This window comes from bacterium (assembly GCA_024226335.1).
In the GTDB taxonomy this organism is placed as follows: Bacteria; Myxococcota_A; UBA9160; order SZUA-336; family SZUA-336; genus JAAELY01.
Genome location: JAAELY010000118.1, coordinates 1 through 23,543, shown reverse-complemented (window position 1 = coordinate 23,543; position 23,543 = coordinate 1). Strand labels below are relative to the sequence as shown.

Below are 23,543 nucleotides of genomic sequence, written 5' to 3'. Positions count from 1 at the left end.
GATAAGCGGGAGTCGACCTGACTGCACGTCCCCTGCAACGAAGCTCAGGAGACCGAGAGCGGATCAGTCAGACGGAATCCAGAGGAACAGCAGGCGCATCTCGCCCTGGGGTTCGAAAAGCTCTACCTCGGCGACGTAGCTGGCTTCGGTTCCAGGTCGGCCGGTCAAGGCCGGTACCGTTTCAGCCACGAGCTCCAGGCGCGGGAGCGAGGGAATAACGATGCCTCCTTCGATCTCGCCAAGAGCGTTGGCAGCAGCCGAAATAGCGATGTTCCCCATCTCGCAGAGCGCGGAACGAGCCCGGTCGTCGAGCTCCTCGTCTTCGAGAGTCTTTCCTACGAGTCGCTCTACGATCGCCACAATCGCGTGCTCCGGAAGAACCAGCGCAGCCTGTCCCGGGTACACCCCCACGAGGTCCGCATAGACGACCGCTGCCCGCTCTTCGTCCGACATGGAATCGAGCGGTCCCGAATCGGGCGGAATCAGGCGAACCTGAGGTGGATCCATGAGCAGGGTCTTGTCCAGCAGGCGAGCGAGGACCGTCGCGACGTGACCTGCGCTGATATTCGCGAGTTCAGCGAGATGATCTTCGTCGTAGTTCATAGGAAGCGCTCCACGAGTACACCGATCTCCAACACAAAGACCGGTGCCCCGTCGGGAAGAACTGCCACTCCCGCTAGCGCGGCCAAAGTGGACAAGGGACGAGGTGTTTCACGGACGAAGACCTCCATGTCTCCAACCGCGCGATCCACGAGCAGACCGAGTCGAAATCCGCGGACCTCTACCACGAGAACATTCGCGTTGCTGGCCGATGCCGTGCGCGGCAGCCCGACCTCTTCTGCAAGATCGAGAAGTGGCAGCGGTTCGCCTTTGAATTCAAAGAACGCGTCACCGGTGTTGGCTTCGATCTGGCTTTCCTCGGCTCCGAGAACTGCCTCAATCTGGGCCACAGGAAGAGCCACACGCTCCCCCCCGAGCTTCAAGACGAGCACGCGTTGCAACGCGACCATCGAAGGCAGATCGAAATCGAAGATAGTGCCGGTCTCGGACGCCGATTCTATGGAAACCGTACCACCGAGCGATTCGATCGAGCGCTTGACCGCATCCATTCCCACACCGCGCCCCGAGATGTCGGTCACGTCGGCCCGGGTCGAAATACCGGGCTCGAACACGAGTTCGCGAATTCTCTCTGGCGGCAGATCTTCAGCAACCATCTCGAGCAGGAGACCCCGTTCGACGGCTCGTCTTCTCAGCGCTTCGATATCGATGCCGCGCCCGTCTTCCTCGACGCGCAAATGCATCCGGCCCGCAACCCGCGATGCGCTCAGGCGCAGTGTGCCCGTTGCGTCTTTACCTGCAGACAGGCGCTCTTCGGGCGTCTCGATACCGTGGTCGATAGCGTTGCGAATCACGTGAAGAAGCGGGTCGTCCAGATGGTCGAGGATCGCGCGATCTACCTCGACATTCTCACCGGAGAGTTCAACACGAACCTGCTTGCCCAGCTCGCGTGCCAGCTCACTCGCAACCCGTGGTATTCGATCAAGCACGCGCCTGACTGGCGTGGTCCGGATATCGAGTGCGCGACGGCGCAACTCGCGGACCACGTTCTCCATGCCATCGAGTTCTTCGCTGAACTCGCCGTGGTGCTCCCAGAAGGGAGCCTTGCGGTGGAGTTGCTCGAGACGCGCCTGTCGCTGCATCAGTTCACCCACTGCGGCCAGAAACCGGTCCACCGCTTCTGTGCGGACGCGGACGGAACGCGGCAGTGGTGGCGGAGTGACCGCGGGGCTTTTTTTTTTACCCGATTGCTTGCCGCCGAGCGCTTCGCCGTCTTGCGCTCCACCGGAGCACGAAGACGCTCGAGCAATTCGGGGTCGGCGTCCGGCGAGATCCCCTCTTCGACGCCACCCATCATGGCTTCGAGCGCTGCGATGACCTCCGAGATCAACTGAAGTTCCTCGGAGTCCAAAGCCGCACCGCTCCGGAACGGCTCCATGCGATCTTCGAGCGAATGCGACAGTTCTGCGATGTCCGAGAACTCCATCGACGCCGCCATGCCCTTGATCGAGTGAGCCATGCGGAACAATGTGTCGATCGCCCCGTCTGCGTCGGTATCGGGTGCTCCTTGACCGAGGAGCGCGGCCGCACGACCCATCTCGCCGAGGTGCTCTGTGGCCTCGTCGACGAAAAGGGTTCTGTACTTGTCCAGGTTCACGGTCGGCTCAGGCCTGCGCGGTCTTTCCGGTCGCCTTCTCGATCGCTGAGAGCACCTGATCCGGCTTGAAGGGCTTCACCACGAATTCGGCTGCGCCAGAATCGAGAGCCTCCATCACCAGGGCTTCCTGGCCGAGCGCGCTGCACATGACCACACAGGCCCCGGGACTGGCTGCGATGATGTCGCGCAGGGCTTCAAGACCGCTCTTTCGCGGCATGACGATGTCGAGAGTGATGACATCGGGTTGGTACTCCTGAAACGCCGCAACGGCTTCATTGCCGTCGGCCGCTTCAGCAACGACTTCGTGACCTCCTTCGGTCAGGATGTCGCGGAGCATCTCCCGCATGAATGCGGCATCATCCGCGATCAGAATACGTTGTGACATGAGTTGGATTCCCCTTCTGAACGCTGTTCCTGAAGTAGTTCCTTGGCTCTTTCGACCAGGCTCTCGGGCTGCACCAGTCCTAGAGCTTCACTTCCGTTGCCGACCTGCTCGACGAAGTCCAGTTCCAGTTCTGGATCTGGAATCCCATCTGCTGCACGCAGGGATCGCAGGGACCGTTCGATCTTCGCGACATGTCCCACCAGTACTCCGATCCGCAGACCATCCTGTTGCATGACCAGCAGGTGGTGATGTTTCGCTGCGGGCCTTCCGAGCAAGAGAACGCCTCCGTCGATGGCTGGAAGCGGTTCTCCGCGGAAGTTCAATACACCTCCGACCTCGAGCGGAACGCGCGGGATCAAGCGCGGCCGCGAAGCGCGACTCACTTCGGCAATCGACTCCAGCGGCAAGGCAAAACGCGCTTCATCGATTTCAAAACGCAACCAGCCGCTGGAACTGACCTCTCTTGTTTCTTCGAACGGATTCATCACCGCGTCTCGAAGCGTCTAGCGACTTCGTCGAGTTGGACGGACATATCGAGCAGGCGCGCGGCGTAGCGCACCATCTCTTCGGTCGACGCAGTCTGCGTGGACAGTCCGCGGCGCATCTCACTGATCGTCAACGCGCTCTCGGAAACATCGCAGGCAACCTTCACGACGGCCTCAACGATCTCTTCTGCATCGACGGCCTGAGTTCCAGCCTGCGTGCAGATTTCGTCGGAGCGATGCGATGCTTCGTCGACGGCCTCCTTGACCTGTTCCAGGGTATTGAAGATGCCATTCAGATTCTGGCGTCCTCCGCGTACATCCTCGCCGATCGTCGCAGTGACCTCGGAAATCTTCTTCGACTCGTCTTCGAGTTCGCGAATCAAGACCTCGATCTGTTCGGCCGACCCACCCGCGCTCTCAGCGAGTTTGCGAATCTCTTCGGCCACGACCGTGAATCCGCGCCCAGCATCACCAGCGCGAGCCGCTTCTATCGATGCGTTCAGAGATAGCAGATGGGTTTTTTCGACAACGCTCGTGATCATCTCGGTCACGCGATGAACTGAATGGATCTTCTGATCAAAACTCTGGACCAGGAGCCCGGCAGATTCGATCTTCTCGAATAGTGTCTGCATATTCGCTTCAGAGGTTCGCGAAGACTCGACGCCCGTCGTGATGCGCTGCCTGGCCTGAGCGGTCAGTGTAGAAGCCGCTCGCGCGCTCTCCGCGTTGCCCTTGAGCGCCTCGGCCATCTCACGGATCCGCAGCGAAATAGCTTCGACATCCTGCTTCTGCTTATGAGCGGCATCGGTGGCCGTCTCCATGCCCGCCCCGATTGCATGGGTCGTTGCGTTGACGCTCTTGGACGACTCGGAGAGTTCGCGCGAGGACTGCGCCACTTCGTCCGAAGCCCGCTGCATGTGCTCCACCAGTTCCCGCAGACTCTGAAGCATGGTTCCGATCGAGCGTGCGAGGTCGACGGTTTCGTCTGGAAAGCGGCGACCCGCTTCAATATCGACGGTCGCGGTCAGATCTCCGCGACTGATGCGATCGGTACAGCTACGCAGCGTGCGGAAGTTCAAGGTGAGCTGACCGGCGTATATCCAGCCGAGCCATGCACCGGTGATCAGCGCGAGTACGAAGGCGGCCCATTCGGGTGCCCCCAGACGCTCCAGTGCCCGGGGCAAACCGGCCCCTACGGCGGCGACGGCCATGAATCCGAGAATCAGTTTATAGGACAGGTCGAGTCGCAAGCCTCGCCCTCTAGGCGCAACTCCAGTGCGCTCTAACGTTCCATTTACTTGTCGGAACGCGGGCCTAGCGGCTTGAAGTGCTCGAAACCTTTATTGGCGAGCGAAACACGTTTGTCCTTGCGAAAGAAGTCCAGGCGGCCAGTGCGGGTAATTACACCGATATCACTGACGCGTACTCCCAGGCGTTTCGTGAGACGTTCTGCGTCGGGTGCGTCAGCAGCGACCGTAAAAAGCAACTCGAAATCTTCTCCGCCGGACAGAGCCATCTCTTCGGGATCACACCCTGCCCGTTCGCACTCTCCGCGAAATCCGGATAGCAGGGGAATCCGCTCGAGTGCCAGTTCAGCGCCACAACCGCTCTGTTCGAGAACATGTCCCAGATCGCGTACGAGCCCGTCGGAAATGTCGATCGCGCAGGCAGCCAGGCCCGCTCGGACGAGCTTCGGCCCGACTTCGTAAGGCGGGTGTGGCCGCTGATGCAGCTTTGCAAAGCGTCTCTCCGCCCGCGAGTCGAGCGACCCGGCTTCGAGGAGCCTCAGTCCGAGCGCAGACCCGCCGAGAGTCCCGGTCACACAGATCCGGTCCCCCGGTCGCGCGCGATCGCGTCGTAGAGCCCCGCCCGCCTCGACCTCGCCGATCGCCGTGACGCTCAGATTCCAGACATCCGCGCGCACTGTGTCGCCGCCGATGAGCGGGCAGCGCGCTTCGGCGGCTTCGTCGAGAAGCCCGGTTACGAACGCATCGATGCGGCGACTGTCTGCGTCAACCGGCAGCCCGAGACAGAGCAGGAAGCCAAGCGGTCGCGCGCCCATCGCACCCACATCGGAGAGATTGACCGCGAGTGTCTTGCGACCCAGCGAACGCCCATCGGTGGTCGACCAGCGGAAATGCACCCCTTCGCTCAGAGCGTCCGCGGTAAAGACCAGGTCCCGCCCCTGCACCGGTCGCAGTACGGCCGCATCGTCACCAATCCCGCGTCGCCAGCGACGGCCGGGGTCACCGGCTCGCCGGCGCACGGCTTCGATCAGACCAAATTCGCCCAGGGTATTCAGGTCCAGCGTAGCCATGCCCCATGGGTATCACAGAGACGAGGCGCAGACCTCCCGAGACCGGAGTCCGATCAGGCGGTGGGACGGACCCCGGTTCCACCGCGGCGCGGCCGACGCTTGGGGTTGATCGAACTGGTCAGCGCGATCTCGAGCACCTCGTCCATATGGCTCACGAAGTGGAATTCCATTTTGCGCGCGAGTTCTGGGGGCAGCTCATCCAGATCGTGCTGGTTTGCTTCCGGAAGAATCAGGGTGAAGATTCCCCGTCGCGATGCCGCCATGGCTTTCTCGCGCACTCCGCCGACGGGCAGGACCCGTCCCCGCAACGAGACCTCGCCGGTCATCGCGATATCTGAACGAACGGGAATGCCCGTAAGCAACGAGACGACCGCAGTCGCCATCGTGATTCCGGCAGAAGGCCCATCCTTCGGTGTCGCACCCGCTGGCACGTGCAGATGAATCTCGTTGCGCGCGAGCGCCTCCGCTATGCCCAGCTCGGTGCCCCGCCAGCGCACATAGGAAAGCGCAGCCTGTCCGGACTCCTTCATCACGTCGCCCAGTTGACCGGTGAGCAGAAGACCGCGGCCGCGCACCATCGTGGCTTCGACCACCAGCACTTCTCCTCCGGCTTCCGTCCACGCAAGTCCGCGTGCCAGGCCAGACTCGGCGTTTCGAGGAATCGAATTGCCGAGCATCGGGGCGGGACCCAGTTGGGCGCGTAGATTGCGAAGCGTGATCGAAGCGCCTTCAGCTTCACCCTCCGCAATGCGCCGCGCCACTTTGCGCAGCATTCGGCCGATTTCACGCTCCAGGGAGCGCACGCCCGCCTCGTACGTGTAGCCGGTAATGACCTCGCGAATTGCCGCACGGGACACCTTCACGCAGTCTGCGCTCAGCCCACATTCTTCGATCTGCCGTGGTACCAGGTAGCGCCGGGCGATCACCTCCTTCTCCTCGGGGGTGTACCCGGGCAGACGGATGACTTCCATGCGATCCTGAAGCGGACGCGGAATCGGATCGATCAGGTTCGCAGTCGCGATGAAAAGTGTCTGGGACAGGTCGTAGGGAACGTTCAGGTAGTGATCACGGAAGTTGGAATTCTGCTCGGGATCGAGCACCTCCAATAGCGCTGCAGCCGGATCACCTCGATAGTCGGCACCGAGTTTATCGATCTCGTCGAGCAGGAACACCGGGTTGTTCGCACCCGCCTGGCGCATACTCTGGATGATGCGGCCGGGCATGGCTCCCACGTAGGTGCGTCGATGCCCGCGAATCTCGGACTCGTCGCGCATTCCACCCAGCGACATGCGCACGAAACTGCGGTCCATGGCCTGAGCAATCGAGCGGCCGAGCGAAGTCTTGCCAACGCCCGGGGGGCCAACGAGGCAGAGGATGGGACCTTTACCGCCACCACCACCGCGCAGCTTGTGCACGGCGAGGAACTCCAGAATGCGTTCCTTCACCCGGTGCAAATAGGCGTGGTCGTTCTCGAGTACATCTCGCGCATGCGATAGCTCGAGATTATCCTCGGTCTTCTTCGCCCAGGGAAGTTCGGTGACCCATTCGAGATAGGTTCGGATCACCTGGGTCTCAGAAGAGTCCGGATGCATGCGAGATAGGCGATCGAGTTGTCGATCGGCTTCGACCCGGGCCTCCTCGTTCATGCCGGAGCTCTCGATTCGCGAACGCAACTCCTCGAGCTCATTGCGCTTGTCGTCCGTTTCGCCAAGCTCATCCTGGATCTGACGCAACTGTTCACGAAGGAACTGCTCGCGTTGGAATCGTGTGAGTTCTTCGCGCGCGGCTCCCTGGATCTCCGCCTGCATCGAAGAGACGGCCAGTTCGCGGCGAAGCAGGCCATCGATCTTGCGCAATCGTCGGATACCGTCGTTGATCTCGAGGATCCCCTGAGCTTCTTCGACACGCAGGCGCAGATTCGAAGCAACCAGGTCAGCCAACCGGCCCGGTTCGTCGACGTTTGCAGTGACCGAGAGAATCTCGGGCGGCAGGTGCTTGAGAGGAAGCAGTTCTTCGACCTTCTCACGCACGCCTCGAACGAGTGCTTCGACTTCGATCGTCCACTCGTTCTCGTTTTCGTTCTCGGCTTCGAGTTCTTCGATCTCCGCGCTGATGAAAGGCTCGGTGCGAAGCACGTTCTTGACCCGAATCTTCGACAGACCCTGAACCAGAACCTTGAGACGTCCGTCAGGCAAGCGCATCAAGCGCATGATCATTCCAACGACGCCAACTTCGTACAGATCCTCGGGGCCGGGTTCATCGACCTCAGGATCGCGTTGAGTTACCAGCGCGAGCAGACGGTCACTCTCGAGCGCCGTCTCAATGGCGTTAGTCGAAACTTCCCGACCCACGAAAAGCGGGAGGATCATCGACGGGAATACGACCGCATCTCGAATGGGAAGGAGCGGAAGGGAGTCGGGCACTGTGAAGGCACAGTTGGGGGAGTCTTCGTTCAAGGTCCGCTCCGTACTCTGCGGGCCCGAACTGGCTGGTTTGTCCAGACGGCGTGGGCTCCGCGTTCCGTAAAGGAAAATCGTCGCGCGGGACCGTGAACTTGATTACGGGATCGACTCCAGTGTCTGGATTTCACCGCCCCGCACTGTCAGAAGGTGCACGTCTTTACGGGTACCGCCAGTTTCGTCGAACGACGTCACCCCGGACACGCCGCGAAAGTCGCTGACCTGCAGAAGTTCGCTCCGCAACTCTTCGCGCTTCAGCCCTTGGCGGCTTTCGATCAACTGTCGAAAGAGTTCGCCAGCGTCGTATCCGTCCGCAGCAAGTGCATCGGGTGGATCTCCATAGGTTCCGATGAAGCGCTCCGCGAAGGCAACGACACGCGGCGAGTTGCTCTGTGGATGAAACGAATCGACGAAGACCGATCGACGCGCCTCTCGGCCGGCAATCTTGATGAGTTCGGAATCGTTCCAGGCGCTACCGCCCAGGTACGTAGCCTCGCGAATATCATAGAAGCGCAGTTGCGGAAGAATGAGCCCCACCTTGCCCGCATTGTCGGGAATGAACAGGGCGTCGAAGTCGACATACGGCGGCAGACCCTGGAAGCGCGGATCTTCGAGTTTCTCCGCATTCGTCTCTGGACGCTTCATGAGTTTGCGATGCTCTTCTACTCGCTCGCGCTCATCGTCGGTCAGGTAGTACATCCCGACGAGTTTCTTGATCTCGTTCTGCCAGTCGACGGAGTCTGGCTGGTACGCCTCGACGCCGACGATCGCCCCGCCCTGCTCCTCGACCGCCTCCCAGAACAGGTTCTTGAACTTGGTGCCGTACTCGTCCTCTGGATAGAGGATGGCCAGGCGCTGAAAACCGGCCGTTTCGGTGGCGTAACGCGCGAGTGCACGGGCTTCGTCGGCAACCGAGAGACCGAGGCGGAAGACGTAGTCGCCGAGAAGCGCCACACCTTCGCGTTTAGCCAGTGTGAGCATGGGAATGGCCGCCTCTTCGGCGATCGGCGCCACGGACTCTGCCACCGAGGAACGCAGCGGTCCGATGATGCCACTGACGCCCGCGTCGACGAGTTCTCGGATCGCGCGTTTCCCCTGCGCGACATCGCCACCCGTGTCGCGAACGATCACGCGAAAGTGCGAGTCGGGATTGTCGTACAAACCGAGCGAAAGTACTGCGCCGCGCAGGACCGACTCGCCAAAGGGTGCGTACGGTCCAGAGAGGGGAATCGCCAGACCGAGCGTTTCCTCGACTTCACCGAGCCCCCGCTCGAGGCGCGTGAGCAGGCTCTGGAGCTCGATCTCGTCGGGTGGACTCAGCGCCCCTGATAATCGGTCGAGCGCTGCGCGGGCGCCGTCCCGGTCGCCCCGCGTCAATAGACGCGATGCAAGCGTCAGGTTGACGCGATCGTAGACCGACCCACGGGGTAGACGGAATGCCAGTGCAAAGAGTTCTGCTTCCGGAATCCGGCTATCGATCAGTTCTTCGAGTTCCAGATCGAGTTCTCGTAGCTCATCTGCATTGCTCACATCGCGTCGCGCATGGGCCAGCGCGATCACAGCGTCGGGATAGTCTCCAAGTGCGCGTGCGAGATCACCCTGTAGACGATTGAGTTTGACGCGAACCGAGGCCTCTGCAGAGTCGAAGCGCGAACTCGCAAGCAATCGATGTCCGGCCTCGAAACGTCCCAGGTCGCGGTAGATGCGCGCCGCGCGCAAGGCGGATTCGGGCGCGAAGCGACTTCTCGGATGGCGTTCCACCAGTTCCCGCCAGACAGCGGCTGCGCTCTCTCGGCGATCGAGTTGCTCGTTTACGCCGCCGAGCAGGTACAGCGCTTCGTCGAGCCGGCGACTGCGAGGCAACTCCGATCGGAAACGCTCGAGCCTGGCGCGCGCCGTCGAGAAGTCCCGCTTCGAGATGGCCTGGCGCGACTCGGCCAGATCGACGGCTGCGGCCGTTTCGTAGGGAACCGCTGTGCCGTTGCGAACCAACTGAGGCTGCGTGCATGCCGTAAGCAGAGCCAGGGAAACCCAGACGCTAACGCGCAGGAGGCGGCTCAATCGAACAGGTCTCGCAGCTTGTTGAGAAAGCCACGACGCCGCGGATTGACGTCGTCACCGGAAATCTCCGCGAACTCTTCGAGCAGTTCGCGCTGCCGATCATCGAGCTTATTGGGCACCTCGACGAAAATATGGACGTGCAGGTCACCGCGCGGCCCGCCTCCGAGACGCGGCAGACCTTTCCCGCGCATGCGGATCACTTCGTCCGACTGCGTCCCGGCACGGATCTTCAGAGTCTCTCTGCCTTCGAGATTCGGAACGTCGATATCGCAACCGAGAGCCGCCTGCGCAATCGAAACAGGGACCTCGCAGTGCAGATCGGCGCCATCGCGTTCAAACAGGGAGTGCTCTTTGACGTGAATCACCACGAAGAGATCGCCCGAAGGACCACCGGCTAGGCCGCCCTCGCCTTCGGACTGCAATCTCAGGCGCACGCCGTCATCCACTCCTGCGGGAATACGCACCGTCAGATTTTGCACGGATTCGACTCGTCCCTGCCCGCGACATTCCTGACAAGCCACCTTCAGGCTCTGCCCCAGGCCCTGGCAGCGATCGCAGGTGCGGTTGATACGGAAGAAGCCCTGTTGGAGCGCGACCTGGCCGTGACCGCCGCAACGCGGACACGTTTCGCGCTCACCGCCAAGGCCGTTGCACGGTTCGCAAGCACGGTGCTTGGGGACTCGGATCGACTCCTCTCCACCCATGGCGGCAATCGTGAAATCGACTTCCAGGTCGTAGCGCAGATCGGCTCCGCGTCGTCCATTGCCGCGCCCCGGGCCTCGCCCACCGAACACGTCGCGTCCGAAGAAGTCGCTGAACAAATCCGAGAAGCTCGAGAACGGATCGAAGCCTTCGAAGGGATCGCGGCCGCCCGGTCCGCCCACCCCCGCATGGCCGAAGCGATCGTACTGGGCGCGCTGCTCGGCGTTGGACAAGACCGCGTAGGCTTCGGAAGCCTCCTTGAAGCTGGCCTCCGCGGCCGGATCGTCGGGATTTTTGTCCGGATGGAACTGATGGGCGAGCTTGCGATAGGCCTTTTTCAGTTCATCAGCGGAGGTATCGCGCGAAACCCCCAGAATTTCGTAGTAATCCCGCTTCACAATGCGCTCCGATTCCCGGTTCCAGACATAGATCTCGCTCAACCTATGGCTTGAAATCAGTTTGGCAAGTTTGAGCTGGGGAGCGGATTCGGTCGAGAATCCGGGAGGGGCCTATTCGTCGAGGATCTCGTCGTCATCCTCGGCGCCGTCGTCAGATCCGAGGCGCTCGTACATGACCTCGGTCATGCGATAGGCGAGCTGCTGGAGATCCTCGACCGCATCGCGGATTTGGGTCTCGTCGCTGCCTTCCTGAGCCAGGCGAGCCCGATGGAGGCTCTCCTTCATCTCCTCGCGCTCGTCATCGGTGATTTGATCCACATATTCCTTGAGCGTCTGCTCGACCGAATAGATCAGACCGTCGCCGCTATTGCGCAACTCCACCATCGTGCGTCGGTGCGCATCTGATTCGGCATGCTCGGAAGCCTCGTCCACGAGACTGTCGACCAGATCCTGGCTGAGGCCACCAGATGCGGCCACGCGAATCTGCTGTTCACGGCCGGTACCCAGATCTTTGGCGGAGACGTTCAGTATGCCGTCCGCGTCGATGTCGAAGATGACTTCGATCTGGGGAACGCCACGTGGAGCCGGGGGGATTCCGACCAGTTCGAAGCGGCCGAGGCTCTTGTTGTCATCCGCGAGATCGCGCTCGCCTTGCAGCACGTGAATGCGCACCAGGTTCTGATTGTCTTCGGTGGTAGAGAAGACTTCACTCTTGCGCGTGGGCACCGTGGTATTTCGCGGGATGATCGGAGTCATGATCCCACCCATCGTCTCCACACCGAGCGAGAGCGGAATCACGTCCAGAAGCAGTACGTCCTCGGCTTCTCCCTTGAGCACACCACCCTGAATCGCGGCGCCTACCGCCACGACCTCGTCGGGATTGACACCGCGATGCGGCGGCTTGCCGAAGATCTCTTCAACCTTCTTCTGGACACGCGGCATGCGCGTCATGCCGCCCACGAGAATCACGCGATCGACCTGATCGGGCGAAAGGCCTGCGTCTTCGAGCGCAGCCTTGCACGGGCTCTCGAGCCGGTCGATCAGCGGAGCGACCAGTTCTTCCAGATCTGCGCGGGTGATGATCTCTGCCAGATGCTTCGGGCCCGAATCATCCGCAGCCACGAAAGGCAGGTTGATATCGGTTTCCTCGGCCGAAGAAAGCTCCTGCTTGGCGCGCTCGCCCGCTTCCTTCAAGCGTTGCAACGCCATTGCATCTTCGCGCAGGTCGATTCCGTTGGCTTCCAGGAAACGGTCGGCGAGCATCGTGACGATCATCTCGTCGAAGTCCTCGCCCCCCAGATAGGTATCACCGTGAGTCGAGAGAACCTCGAAAACACTATCGCCCAGGCGCATGATCGAGAGGTCGAAAGTGCCGCCGCCGAGGTCGAAGACGGCAATGGTCTCCTCGCCTTCATTGTCGAGGCCGTAGGCCAGCGCCGCCGCTGTGGGCTCATTGATGATTCGCAGGACGTCCAGCCCCGCGATGCGCCCGGCATCCTTGGTGGCTTGTCGCTGCGCGTCGTTGAAATACGCGGGAACCGTGATGACCGCCTCGGTCACCTCCTCGGCGATGTAGTCCTGCGCGGTCTCCTTCATCTTGGCCAGGATGACCGAGGAAATCTCCTCTGGACTTCGCCGCTTGTCCTGGATGTTTACCCAGGCATCGCCGCTATCGGCTTTGCAGATCTCGAAGGGAGCGGTGTTGCAAAAACGCTGGACGTCATCGTCCGCGAAGCTGCAACCGATGAGGCGCTTGACTGCGTATACGGTGCTATGCGGATTCGTCACGGCCTGTCGTTTCGCGATCTGACCGACGAGCTTTTCGCCCTCTTCATTGAAGGCGACGATGGAGGGCGTCGTTCGGCCTCCCTCACTGTTCGCGATCACCGTCGGCTCACCGCGTTCGAGGATCGCTATACAGCTATTCGTGGTCCCTAGATCGATTCCAACAACTTTGCCCATGACGAATCAGCGTTATGCCAGCGAGCGACAGGCGCCCGGACACTTCCTCCTATGCAGTTTCAGCGTCGCCATCAGGGTCGGGTTTCGACTCCTCTGACGTTCCTGCTTCCGGACGACTCGAGACCGCGACAAGCGCGGGACGAAGCAGCCGATCCTTCAGCACATAACCCTTCTGATAGACCTCCACGACGGTTCCGGACTCCCGGTCATCGCGAGGCACCTGGCGCATGGCCTCGTGAACCTGTGGGTCGAACTTCTCATCGCAGGGATCAACGACGCGAACATCGGACTTGTCGAGCAATTGCTTCAACGACCGGTACGTCAACTCGATTCCCTCCATCAGACTCTGATTGTCGCTGGAGGCGTCGTCCTTCTTCCCATGCTCCGCAGCTCGCTCGAGATTGTCGACCGTGCCCAGAAGCTCCTTGATGAGACCTTCATTGGCGTAGTTGTGCAGGTCGTTGCGCTCTTTGAGCATACGGCGTTTGTAATTGTCGAAGTCGGCGGCCAGACGCAGGTACTTGTCTTTGAATTCCTGGAGTTCTTTCTGGGCCGCCGCGAGTTCATCATCGCCGCCGGACGCAGAAGGCGACTCCGGACCCGGGGGATCAGAGAGCGGAGGATCAGAAACCGGGGATTCATCCGAACCGGAGGCAGACTCCGTCGCATCCGGCCCTTCCAGAGCATCCTTGAGCTCTTCAGGCATGCTGACTTTGGGTCCTTTGGGGTCCGACATCTGCTTTTCCTCAATCAGGCGGGCAGCTACGGGATCTACCCGGAGCCCTGCTCGGCCCGAACCGTACCCACGACCCGCATGCAGGTCAACGGGGTCCGATAAGGGGATTCTTCGGCAGATTCCTGTGGGACCTGTGCAATTCCGTCCCGCAGTAGTCTCCCACCAGACAGCTATGGAGCCAGGGATCCCCCCGCCCGATCGGAAATTCCGCGAAGCTTCCGGTCCGTCGAGTTCAAAGTGGCACCTGCTCTGGGGTCTTCCCCGCGATAAAAGACAAATTCGAGCCGACGATTCAGCGCGCGAGCCTGGGCCGTGTCGGCTTTGGCGATCGGACGCGTATGGGCAAAGCCGCTCGCACTTGCCCGTGCGGGGTCCACCTTTCCCGTCGATATCAGATAGCGAAGACCGGCGACCGCACGCGCAGCAGACAGTTCCCAATTCGAAGGGTAGCGGGCCGTCTTGATTGGCACGTCGTCGGTGTGCCCGTTGACGGCAAGATTGTAGTCAAAGGCCTGCACGAGCTCCGCGATCTCTTCGAGAATCGGAATCGAACCCATGCGCAGCTCATCGGAGGCGGGGTTGAACATGAGAGTGCCCTTGACCCGGATCGTCACGCCACTGGTTCCGGGCACCGCTTCGACGATTCCACGCAGACTGCGTTCATCGATCAGCTTGTCCACCCGCCCTACCATCTTCTTGACCGCGGCACTCTCGCCCTTGCCGTCCGAATCATCCTTGTCCATGGCATCGTCGTGGGGAACCGGAATTTCGATGGCGATCTTGGGCTTGGATTCGCTCGGAGAGATCTCGATCAGCTCATTCGACCGAACATCCCAATTGCCGGGATTCGGCACGAGCACGCCCAGGGCTTCCTTCATCGAACCCGCCATCGCCTTGAACTTGGCTGCGTCGGTGTTCGCAAACGAGAGCAATAGAACGAAGAAGCAGAGCAGAAGACTCATCATGTCGCCAAAAGTCGCCATCCAGGCGGGACAGCCCTCTGCGGATGATTCTTCCTCTGAGACGAATTCACCGGCCACTCGGTTCCCCCGGACTCAATTCCAACAGCCCCACTGAATCAGCCGTCTTCGGTGGCCCGCTCGCTCGGCGCCAGAAGAGCGTCGAGGCGCGCCTGCAATACGTTCTTGTTGTCGCCGCGCACGACCGCCTGGATTCCGGCAATCGCCAGATTCCCGCGCAGAAGTTCCTCTTTCGTGCGCCCGGCGAGCTTTTCTGCGACGGGTCCAAAGATGAGGAATGCGAGCACCGCCCCGTAGAAGGTGGTGAGCAGAGCGACGGCCATGGCGGGGCCGATCGCGGCCGGGTCCTCGAGCGCCTGCAACATATTCACGAGTCCGATGAGCGTTCCGATCATGCCCATGGACGGCGCGGTCGTCGCCATGAACTTGAAGATGTCCTGACCGCGCTTGTGGCGCTTCTGCATTTCCCCGAGTTCGCGGGTCATGGTCGAGACGATGAACTCCTCTTCCATGCCGTCGATCGCCATTACGGTGCCTCGCGCCAGAAAGGGATCGCTGACCTCGATTTCCTCGAGGCCCAACATGCCGTCCTTACGCGCCTTCTGGGACATCTCCTGCATCGTCTCCAGCAGCTCATCGATCGAGATCGCCTTGTCGATGATCGCGTGCTTGAAGACGCCGAATGCGCCGATCACGTACTTCATCTTCTGGTTGATCAAGGTCGCGGCGATCGTGCCACCGACAACGACGGTCAGTCCCGGAGCGTTGACGAAGGCCATCAATGAGCCATCGAGCATGATGGAGGCGATGATCAGCGCGAAGCCGACGACGATTCCGATGATAGTTCCGAGATCCAAAGGGAGGCGCTCTTGGGCAGTTGGCGTTGTCCCACTATCGGAATTTCACCACGAAGAGATTAAGCCACACTGAGCGGAATTCGCTCGAGTTCCAGACCTCAGACGAAACGCATCAGGACCTCGTCGGCAAACAACAAGCCCTTCTCCGTAAGGCGCCAATGTCCACTCGTTTCCGCGATCAGACCCAGGTGTTGAAGCTCGGCGATTTCTGCAGCGAAGTGCGCTTCGATCGGGGATCCGAAGATCCGCTCGAAACGCGCACGATCGATGCCGTCGAGGCGACGAAAGCCGAGGAAAAGGTACTCGCGGCGCTGCTGCTCGAGGTTCAACTCCTCGGACTCGGCGATCGGTAGACGCCCTCTCGCCAGCGCCTGCTCCCACGCGGCCAGATCGCGCAGGTTCGACCAGCGGCGCTCGCCGACCAGACTCCCGGCAGACACTCCGAGACCCAACACGTCCTCGCGCAACCAGTAGCGCTGATTGTGGCGCGAGCGATGGCCGGGGCGCGCGAAATTCGAAATCTCGTAGCGTTCGAGACCGGCTGCGGCGAGCGTGTCGCATACGAGCGCTCCCATGCGCAAGGCCTCGTCTTCGCCGGGTAGCTTGATCTTCCCCTGGGGTGCAGCCCGGAAAAACGGAGTGCCGGGTTCGAGCGTCAACGCGTAGGCCGATATGTGGGGAACACCGGATTCCACCAGCACATCCAGGTCTTGCTTCAGGCTCGTTTCGCTCTGAGCGGGCGCTCCGTAGATCAGGTCGGCCGATACCGAGGCGAAACCGGCGCTCAGGCAGGCGTCGAGTCCGGCTCGGGCATCCGCTCCAGTGTGGGCTCGACCCAGCCTCTTGAGCACGACGTCGCTCAGGGATTGGACCCCGAGTGAGGCACGCGTGACCCCGGCTTTGCGGAAACCCGGGATCCGGGCGCGCTCGACCGCGCCCGGGTTCAACTCCAGGGTCACGTCCGGATCCCCGGGAAAAACTCCTCGCACGGCCTCGATCAGCCGAGCGACGGAATCCGGCTGGAGCATCGAAGGAGTGCCACCTCCGAAGTAGAGCGTATCGAGTGGACGATCCGGCAGACGATCGCCGAGTTGCGCCCGTGCGAGATCGAGTTCGCGCAGGAGCGCCGCGATATACGTCGCCTCGCGCTCCTCCTCCAGCCGCCAGACACCGCAGACGGCAAAGTCGCAATACGGACAGACCCGTTCGCAAAACGGCACGTGGAGGTACACCCCCAGACCCGGTGCGCTTGTGACGTCGTTCACGGCACGTATCTTATGCCTCCCTCGGATCGCACGCTTCCGATCCGAAACCGATCGCGGAGGAAATCGATGCTCCGACTTCTGGGGTTTTCACTCACAATAGTATGGGTCTGCGCCTGCACCGCACTTCCTTCGGGATGGAGCCTGCGCAGTTCACAACTCGAGGAGGGAGTGGTGCGTACCACGCTCGACAACGGTCTCAAGGTTGTCCTGATCGAGGATCACTCCGCTCCGGTAGTGGCCTTGAACGTATGGGTCCGAGTCGGCAGTGCCGACGAACAGGCTTCGGAAGCCGGCATGGCGCACGTATTCGAGCACATGTTGTTCAAGGGAACGGAGCGGCGCGCAGTCGGTGAGATTGCAAGCACGGTCGAGGCGGCCGGTGGCAATATCAACGCCTTCACGTCCTTCGACATGACCGTCTATCACATCACGATGGCGAGCCGGGACTCCGCAGTCGGCATCGATGTCCTGGCCGACGCGGTACAACACTCGACCTTCGACCCCGAGGAACTCACGCGCGAGGAACTCGTGGTGCTCGAGGAGATCAACCGCAGCGAGGACTCCCCGCGCCGCGCGCACTCCAGAGCGACTTTCGAGACCACGTTCACCCAGCACCCCTACTCGCTTCCCGTGATCGGCACAGCCGAGAGCGTCAAGAGCTTTACACGCGACGGCCTGCTGGACTTCTTCCACAAATGGTATGTGCCCAATAACATGGCCTTCGTTGCCGTGGGGGATCTGGATCCGGACAAGGTCATGGAGCAGATCAAGAGCGCGTTTGCAGATGCGCAGCCACGTGCCGGTCTCGAACACCCCCGCCCGCCGGAACCCGTGCAAGACTCTTCGCGATCCAAGATCGTGCGCAGCGAATTCGAGCAGACACTGCTCGGCATCTCCTACCCGGCAACCAGCTTCCGCGATCCGGAAACGCCTTTCCTGGATCTTCTTTCGATGGTACTGGGAGGCGGCGATAGTTCGCGCCTGTATCGCAATGTGAAGGACCGCGAAGGCCTGGTGCACGGAATCAGCGCGGGCGCCTACACGCCGCTGGATCCGGGTCTGTTCATGGTCGACGCAGTTCTGGAGGGCGACAAGATCGAGCCGACCCTCGAAGCCGTCGCAGAAGAGATCGAACGTCTGCGCGCCTTCGGGCCCGGAGAAAAGGAACTCGAACGCGCCCGCGTCAACCTGCTGTCCGGCGAAGTCCACGAGAAGGAGACGATGCAGGGCCAGGCGCGCAAGTACGGTTACTTCGAAACTCTCGCCGGCGGGATCGAACTGGAGGAGGAGTATCTGCGAGCCGTTCGAAATGCCACTCCCGAAGACCTGAAACGAGTGGCGCAGAAATACCTGCGCGCCGATCGGGCCAGCATCGTGGTTCTTCTGGCCAAAGACGTTCGCCCCGACCTGACCGACAACGCGCTATTTGCAGCGCTGGATGTCGGCCTCAGCGCGGAACGCAGCGTCACCGGCGGCGAACAACTGGCGGGGGGTATCCACACATTCACTCTGCCCAATGGACTGCGCGTGGTCGTGAAACCGAACACCACCATCCCGCTGGTTTCGATGCGTCTGTCCTTCCTCGGAGGTCTTCTGGCCGAGTCCGAGGAAACCCAGGGAATCTCCTCCTTCCTGTCCGATGTACTGGAACGAGGAACGGAGCAGCGCAGCGCCGCCCAACTGGCAGCCGAAATCGAAGGCATCGCCGGATCCATTGAAGGATTCTCCGGGCGCAATAGTTTCGGGCTCACGGGGGAGTTCTTGAAGGAGTCGCTAGATGAGGGACTCGATCTCTTCTCCGACGTTCTCCTTCACCCCGCCTTCGATCCCGAGGAGATCGAAAAAGCTCGAGTCGAACGCCTGGCCGCCCTGCGCCGCAGTGAAGACAATCTGAGTTCGAAGGCCTTCGAGATTTTCCAGCGCGAGATCTATCCGGGACATCCGTATCGCTTCCGCGCGATCGGAACCGAGGAGTCGCTTGGCAAGATCAATCGCAAGGCGCTCGCGAACTACTATGAAACCTACGCCCGACCCAGCAACGGCGTGTTGTCCGTGGTCGGGGATGTCGATCCCGATGCCGTCGTCGAATCCCTATCGCAATACCTCTCCGATTGGACGGGTGATTCCGTAGTCTCGTTGCCCGAACGCGAGATTCCCAGTCCAGCGTCGGAAGCGCGCGAGACCTCGCTCACGAAGAACAAGAACCAGGTGCACATCGTGATGGGTTTTCAGGGCTTGAAGCTCGGTGACCCCGACGTGCCCGCCCTCGAAGTACTGACACAGGTGCTCTCGGGTCAGGGTGGACGCCTGTTCCTGGAACTTCGAGACAAACAAAGCCTGGCCTACTCCGTGACCGCCTTCGCGATCGAGGGCCTGGACCCGGGGATCTTCGGCGTGTACATCGCGAGCGCGCCCGACAAGCTCGACCAGTCCCTGGCGGGCTTGCGAAGCGAACTCGACAAGCTCCTCAATGGCCCGATCGAGGAAGAGGAAATCGCGCGGGCGCGCGCCTATCTGATTGGCTCCCAGGCCGTTTCGCTGCAGCGCTACTCGTCGCAAGCCAGCCTGCTCTCCCTCGACACCTTGTACACCCTGGGAGCAGATCGACATCTCGACTACGCGAAGCACATCGACGCCGTCACACTCGACGACCTGAAGCGGGTAGCGAAGCGACTGATCCAGCTCGACAAGCCGGTCATCGCCATCGTGCGCTGATGGACTAAGAACCCGCGTCGCAGCCGAGTGGGCAGATGGGCAGGAAGAGTTCGTGGATCCGGCCGACCAGAGAATGTCCGGGTGGAAGGCCGATTTGCTGGGATTGTTCCCCGAGCGCCTCTTTCCACTCTTCTGAACTCTGGGGACAGTGGTGACGCGGGTGCTCATCGCCCACGAAGTAGAGACGCATGAAATGCGCATCGATGCCCTGCTCTCGCAGGAACGCGAGTGCCGCCAGCCTGGATGCCAGACCGTAGTAACGGTTCATCCAGTCGCACTCGGCCGGGACCTCGAGCCTTTCCCGGGTGTGCTCCAGGGCCGCTTGAATCTGCTCGCGCTTCCCGTTGCTCGCCTGACAACTCGAAGCCAGATCGCCGATGCTGGAACAGGCGTCCAGTAGAAGGAAACTGCTCGCTTCCCCGGTGCGCAACTGAGCGACGGAGTCCCAGCTCAGCGACTGACTGCCGCCTGGCCAGACCTGCGCCCAGGCGGCGAGTGTGTCGGGATCTTCGATGAACTCGAGACCCTTGAGCTCGTCGTCCGCTCCGGAGGCCCTGCGATCGAAATGAAAATCGATCCAGGCGATGGCGTCGGCCCCGATCGTTTCCAGGACACGCGCGTTCAGATATGCGCGATGCCGCCCCAGATAGCGCAGGAGATGGAACTCACTCCCATAATCACAGATGTGGCTCATGCTTCATGGGTTGATCGGTTGCTGCGTCCAGTTCCTTACCTGAACACTTCATGTCAGTTGCGCGCTGTGAAGTCCGATCACAGGCCGGCGGCCGCGCTATCGCGGCGCGGGTCGGCCCCACCCCAGAACTCGCCCGTCTCGGCGTCGCGCAAGATGAGCTGGGAAGCGCCCAGATAGAAACGGCGATCGATCAACTGATGGCCGATCTCGCTCAAGCGGTCGCGCACGTCGCGCGGGTGTTCGGGTTCGAGCATGATGCCATCGGGTCGCCACTGGTGATGGAAACGCGGCGCAGAAACCGCAGCCTGGGCATTCATGTCGAAGTCGATCACGTTGATCAGCGTCTGCAACACGGCGGAAATGATGATCGTACCCATCGGGCTGCCGACGACCATACGCGCCTGACCGTCGCGCAGTACGATCGTAGGCGTCATGCTTGAGAGCGGACGCTTGCCCACCGCGATCGCATTCGCGGCCGTCCGCCCGACCGCGCCCCAGGAATTGGATCCACTGGGCGAGGCCGAAAAGTCATCCATCTCATTATTCAGCACGATGCCGGTTCCGGGAACCGTGATCAGGGAACCGAAGAGTGTGTTGACCGTCTGGGTCAACGACACCGCATTGCCCTGCGCATCCATGACGGAAATATGTGTCGTTCCGGAATCGTCGGGCGGCGTGGTCGGCCCACTTACATTCAGCAGATGCGGCTTCCCCCATCTCCACGGCAGGCGCTTCCAGAAAGGTGGCGTGCGCAGGCGACTCGCGAGAATATTCCCGTACGCGCGAGAAGTGAGCCACTGCACCGGAACCGGATAGAAGTCGGAATCCCCCAGATGCGCCGCTCGATCCGCGAAAGCCAGCTTCATCGCCTGTGAAACCAGGTGGATCATGTCGCTGGAGTTGTGACCGAGCGACTTCAGGTCGAAGTCCTCGAGCGCATTGAGTTGCTCGACGAGCAGTACACCCCCGGAACTCGGAGGTGGCATCGATACGATTTCGTAACCGCGATAGCGGCCGCGAATCGGCTCGCGCCACACCACCTGATACCCCGAAAGATCCTCCAGCGTGAGCACCCCTTCGGACGCGGCGACGATCGCCTCGGCAATCGGCCCTTCGGTCATCGCCCCGGATCCGCGTTCCGCGATTGCTTGCAGTGTTTTCGCGAGATCGGGCTGTTTGAGAACGGCCTCCAGCGCCGGGACCTCCCCGTCGATCAACTGCACACGCGCGGTCTCCGGATACCCCGCCAGTCGCTTTTCCACGATCTTCAGGATCCGGCGGTGATGAGGTCCGATCGCGAATCCCTCGCGGGCCATGCGGATCGCAGGCTGCACGACATCGCGCCACGGCAGCTTGCCGAAGCGTCGATGCGTCTCTTCCAGTCCCTGGACCAGACCGGGAATGGCCACGGCGCGAGCTCCGTAACGCGACGCCTTCGGGTCGGCCACGCCTATTTCATCGAGATACATCGCAGGGCTGGCGCTGGCCGGCGCGGTCTCGCGTGCGTCGATGGCGAAATCCTTACCTTCCGCGGTGTGTACGACCAGAAAGCCACCGCCACCTAATCCGGAGCTGAACTGATGCGCGACGCCCGCGGCGAGTCCACTGGCGACAGCGGCGTCAATCGCATTGCCTCCGCGCAAGAGGATCTCTTGACCCACGGCTGCTGCGGGCTCGACCGAAGTCACGATCATGCCGTGCGTCCCGTGCACGGGCTGGTGGGCTGCGGCAAGGGTCAGTTGGGGAACGACGACGAGCAAAAGGCTCGCCACGAAAGCCGACCAGAACGACGTGCGATTCATACGCCGGACCCTATCACGCCGCCGTGAAACAGACGGTCTGGTAGGGTATCGCCGTGATTCGAAACTCCTGGACGCAACGCACCGGAATCCGCGCCGGAATCGCGCAACTCGCTGGGGCGCTGCTTCTACTGTCGACGCTCAACGCGTGCGGCGACCCCGCGGCACCGGCATCGGAACCCACCCGACCTGCCGAGGAGATCGGCGTCATCCACGTGCGCGATTTCGGGGTGATCAAACTGCGCTTCTTCCCGAAGATCGCACCCAACCACGTGAGTGCCTTCAAGAAACTCTCCCGCCAGGGCTTCTATGACGGCGTGACATTCCACCGCGTACTGCCCGGCATGTTCGCGCAGGCCGGCGACCCGAACACGAAGGACGACGACCCGGGCAACGACGGTTTCGGTGGACCAGGTTACTTCCTGCGCGCCGAGTTCAACGACACCCCCCACCGGCGCGGAATCCTCTCCATGGCGCGCAAGGAAGGCGTCGACACCGCCGGTAGTCAGTTCTTCATCATGGTCGCCGACCACGAGGACTGGAAGGAACTCTTCGACGGCCAGTTCACGGTCTTCGGCGAGGTGATCGAGGGAATCGAAGTGGCCGTGCGCATCTCGCAGGTAGAGCGCGACCGCAAGACGAACCGCCCCCACACCAACGTCGTGATGGAATCCATCCGGATCGAGGGCCCGAACCACTGACCAACGGACCGGCCAGGACCAGATCCGGCCCATGCGGGGAATTCAACGCAAGCTCGCACTTTTTCGGGCAATGGCAGCCCTGACTTCCCCGTCCGTTGTCGCCTCCTTCGGGAAACGCCATACTCCGCCCCCGCGTCCGGCTTCCACTCTGGCGGCCGGAACGCGTGGCGCGGTAGCTCAGTTGGTAGAGCAGCGGACTGAAAATCCGCGTGTCGGCGGTTCGATTCCGCCCTGCGCCACCACGGGAAGCAGCCGGCACTGCTCGCCTTTTCGGTGGGGGGTGTGCCACAGCATTCGGCGCCTTGGGTTCGAAGGCCCGTATCGGACCGTCCGGAGCCGTCGTGAGTGCGTCGCCGTAGCCCTTCAACTCCTCGGGGATGAGGTGGGCGTAGGTGTGAGCATTCTGGCCCCCTCAGGGTAGGCCTTTCGTTTCGCGGCAACGATCGATCATAAAGTCCACGAGCTTCGTATCTTTGCCTGCGACAGTGACAAACTGAGAGCCATCGCCGATCACCGCGAATCGGTACACACGCCATCGAATCATGTCTGCCCCTTTTTCGGTGATTTCATATCTCGTTAGGGACAGAAACCCTCGCTTTTGCTTCTAGACAACACGTACAGCTTCACCGGGCTCCCAACTACGGGCTTCCTCAGTGATTTCAATCAACCCAGCCCTCTCTGCCAACGTCAGTGAGACACCAGGCCCCCTTGGAATTACTGTAGGGCGGTGGAAGGTGAACACCGATGACAGAGAGGAAGAAGATGGACGTGAAAGGACTCCCCACCCCCGCGATTGGGGTTGAGGAGCGAAG

At 61.5% G+C, this 23,543-nt stretch carries 19 protein-coding genes and 1 tRNA gene; 3 read left to right on the top strand and 17 right to left on the bottom strand.

All coding sequences use genetic code 11. The features are described 5' to 3' along the window. Positions 1-63: 63 nt before the first annotated feature. The 15 genes from GY725_04935 to hemW all read right to left on the bottom strand — a co-directional run bounded on the left by GY725_04935 (position 64) and on the right by hemW (position 16,822). Positions 64-603, bottom strand: a complete 540-nt coding sequence (locus GY725_04935; GenBank protein MCP4003519.1) for a hypothetical protein — start codon at positions 601-603, stop codon at positions 64-66. After that, positions 600-1,733 carry a hypothetical protein gene (locus tag GY725_04930; GenBank protein MCP4003518.1) on the bottom strand — a complete coding sequence of 378 codons (1,134 nt, stop codon included), beginning with the start codon at positions 1,731-1,733 and terminating at the stop codon, positions 600-602. Before GY725_04930 ends, GY725_04935 begins: the two co-directional genes overlap by 4 nt. Then, positions 1,700-2,215: a hypothetical protein gene (locus tag GY725_04925; GenBank protein ID MCP4003517.1), complete on the bottom strand. Its 516-nt coding sequence runs from the start codon at positions 2,213-2,215 to the stop codon at positions 1,700-1,702. The genes GY725_04930 and GY725_04925 overlap by 34 nt, the downstream gene beginning before the upstream one ends. 7 nt (positions 2,216-2,222) lie before the next feature. After that, the gene (locus GY725_04920; protein ID MCP4003516.1) at positions 2,223-2,600 is read right to left on the bottom strand and encodes a response regulator; all 378 of its coding nucleotides are present in this window, start codon (positions 2,598-2,600) and stop codon (positions 2,223-2,225) included. Continuing rightward, a complete protein-coding gene (locus GY725_04915) occupies positions 2,582-3,085 on the bottom strand; it encodes a chemotaxis protein CheW (protein MCP4003515.1) in 504 nt (167 codons plus the stop codon). The genes GY725_04920 and GY725_04915 overlap by 19 nt, the downstream gene beginning before the upstream one ends. After that, positions 3,085-4,335, bottom strand: coding sequence for a methyl-accepting chemotaxis protein (locus tag GY725_04910; GenBank protein ID MCP4003514.1), 1,251 nt, complete (start codon positions 4,333-4,335; stop codon positions 3,085-3,087). Before GY725_04910 ends, GY725_04915 begins: the two co-directional genes overlap by 1 nt. Before the next feature lie 44 nt (positions 4,336-4,379). Beyond that, positions 4,380-5,402, bottom strand: coding sequence for a thiamine-phosphate kinase (thiL, locus tag GY725_04905; protein ID MCP4003513.1), 1,023 nt, complete (start codon positions 5,400-5,402; stop codon positions 4,380-4,382). A 53-nt stretch (positions 5,403-5,455) separates the two neighbouring features. Further along, a complete protein-coding gene (gene lon, locus GY725_04900) occupies positions 5,456-7,771 on the bottom strand; it encodes an endopeptidase La (protein ID MCP4003512.1) in 2,316 nt (771 codons plus the stop codon). A 189-nt stretch (positions 7,772-7,960) separates the two neighbouring features. Further along, a complete protein-coding gene (locus GY725_04895) occupies positions 7,961-9,922 on the bottom strand; it encodes an ABC transporter substrate-binding protein (protein ID MCP4003511.1) in 1,962 nt (653 codons plus the stop codon). Continuing rightward, positions 9,919-11,025 (bottom strand): molecular chaperone DnaJ, encoded by a 1,107-nt coding sequence (dnaJ, locus tag GY725_04890; protein MCP4003510.1) that lies wholly within the window; start codon positions 11,023-11,025, stop codon positions 9,919-9,921. The genes GY725_04895 and dnaJ overlap by 4 nt, the downstream gene beginning before the upstream one ends. A 108-nt stretch (positions 11,026-11,133) precedes the next feature. Beyond that, positions 11,134-12,984, bottom strand: coding sequence for a molecular chaperone DnaK (gene dnaK, locus GY725_04885; GenBank protein ID MCP4003509.1), 1,851 nt, complete (start codon positions 12,982-12,984; stop codon positions 11,134-11,136). 49 nt (positions 12,985-13,033) lie between these two features. Next, entirely contained in the window at positions 13,034-13,720 is a 687-nt protein-coding gene (gene grpE, locus GY725_04880) for a nucleotide exchange factor GrpE (protein MCP4003508.1), read from the bottom strand. A 170-nt stretch (positions 13,721-13,890) separates the two neighbouring features. Further along, entirely contained in the window at positions 13,891-14,760 is an 870-nt protein-coding gene (locus GY725_04875) for a flagellar motor protein MotB (protein ID MCP4003507.1), read from the bottom strand. Between the two features lie 38 nt (positions 14,761-14,798). Continuing rightward, positions 14,799-15,557 carry a motility protein A gene (locus tag GY725_04870; protein MCP4003506.1) on the bottom strand — a complete coding sequence of 253 codons (759 nt, stop codon included), beginning with the start codon at positions 15,555-15,557 and terminating at the stop codon, positions 14,799-14,801. Positions 15,558-15,655: 98 nt separating this feature from the next. After that, entirely contained in the window at positions 15,656-16,822 is a 1,167-nt protein-coding gene (gene hemW / locus GY725_04865) for a radical SAM family heme chaperone HemW (protein ID MCP4003505.1), read from the bottom strand. A gap of 171 nt (positions 16,823-16,993) precedes the next feature. On the opposite strand from hemW, the gene GY725_04860 reads away from it, so the two are divergent. Then, positions 16,994-19,537, top strand: a complete 2,544-nt coding sequence (locus GY725_04860) for an insulinase family protein (protein ID MCP4003504.1) — start codon at positions 16,994-16,996, stop codon at positions 19,535-19,537. Between the two features lie 4 nt (positions 19,538-19,541). On the opposite strand, the gene GY725_04855 is transcribed toward GY725_04860, so the two are convergent. Together GY725_04855 and ggt are read right to left on the bottom strand one after the other, a co-directional pair. After that, the gene (locus GY725_04855; GenBank protein MCP4003503.1) at positions 19,542-20,231 is read right to left on the bottom strand and encodes a hypothetical protein; all 690 of its coding nucleotides are present in this window, start codon (positions 20,229-20,231) and stop codon (positions 19,542-19,544) included. Between the two features lie 77 nt (positions 20,232-20,308). Further along, a complete protein-coding gene (ggt, locus tag GY725_04850; GenBank protein MCP4003502.1) occupies positions 20,309-22,033 on the bottom strand; it encodes a gamma-glutamyltransferase in 1,725 nt (574 codons plus the stop codon). A gap of 197 nt (positions 22,034-22,230) precedes the next feature. Here ggt and GY725_04845 point away from each other — a divergent pair, with 197 nt between their 5' ends. Next, entirely contained in the window at positions 22,231-22,731 is a 501-nt protein-coding gene (locus GY725_04845) for a peptidylprolyl isomerase (protein MCP4003501.1), read from the top strand. Between the two features lie 166 nt (positions 22,732-22,897). Continuing rightward, positions 22,898-22,973 (top strand) — tRNA-Phe (locus GY725_04840). Positions 22,974-23,543: the final 570 nt, after the last annotated feature.

Bases quoted from the DNA above. Each gene is read 5' to 3' on its own strand.
- GY725_04935 (MCP4003519.1), bottom strand. From the start codon at position 603: ATGAACTACGACGAAGATCATCTCGCTGAACTCGCGAATATCAGCGCA.
- GY725_04915 (MCP4003515.1), bottom strand. From the start codon at position 3,085: ATGAATCCGTTCGAAGAAACAAGAGAGGTCAGTTCCAGCGGCTGGTTG.
- dnaK (MCP4003509.1), bottom strand. From the start codon at position 12,984: ATGGGCAAAGTTGTTGGAATCGATCTAGGGACCACGAATAGCTGTATA.
- GY725_04920 (MCP4003516.1), bottom strand. From the start codon at position 2,600: ATGTCACAACGTATTCTGATCGCGGATGATGCCGCATTCATGCGGGAG.
- grpE (MCP4003508.1), bottom strand. From the start codon at position 13,720: ATGTCGGACCCCAAAGGACCCAAAGTCAGCATGCCTGAAGAGCTCAAG.
- ggt (MCP4003502.1), bottom strand. From the start codon at position 22,033: ATGAATCGCACGTCGTTCTGGTCGGCTTTCGTGGCGAGCCTTTTGCTC.
- GY725_04855 (MCP4003503.1), bottom strand. From the start codon at position 20,231: ATGAGCCACATCTGTGATTATGGGAGTGAGTTCCATCTCCTGCGCTAT.
- lon (MCP4003512.1), bottom strand. From the start codon at position 7,771: ATGATCCTCCCGCTTTTCGTGGGTCGGGAAGTTTCGACTAACGCCATT.
- thiL (MCP4003513.1), bottom strand. From the start codon at position 5,402: ATGGCTACGCTGGACCTGAATACCCTGGGCGAATTTGGTCTGATCGAA.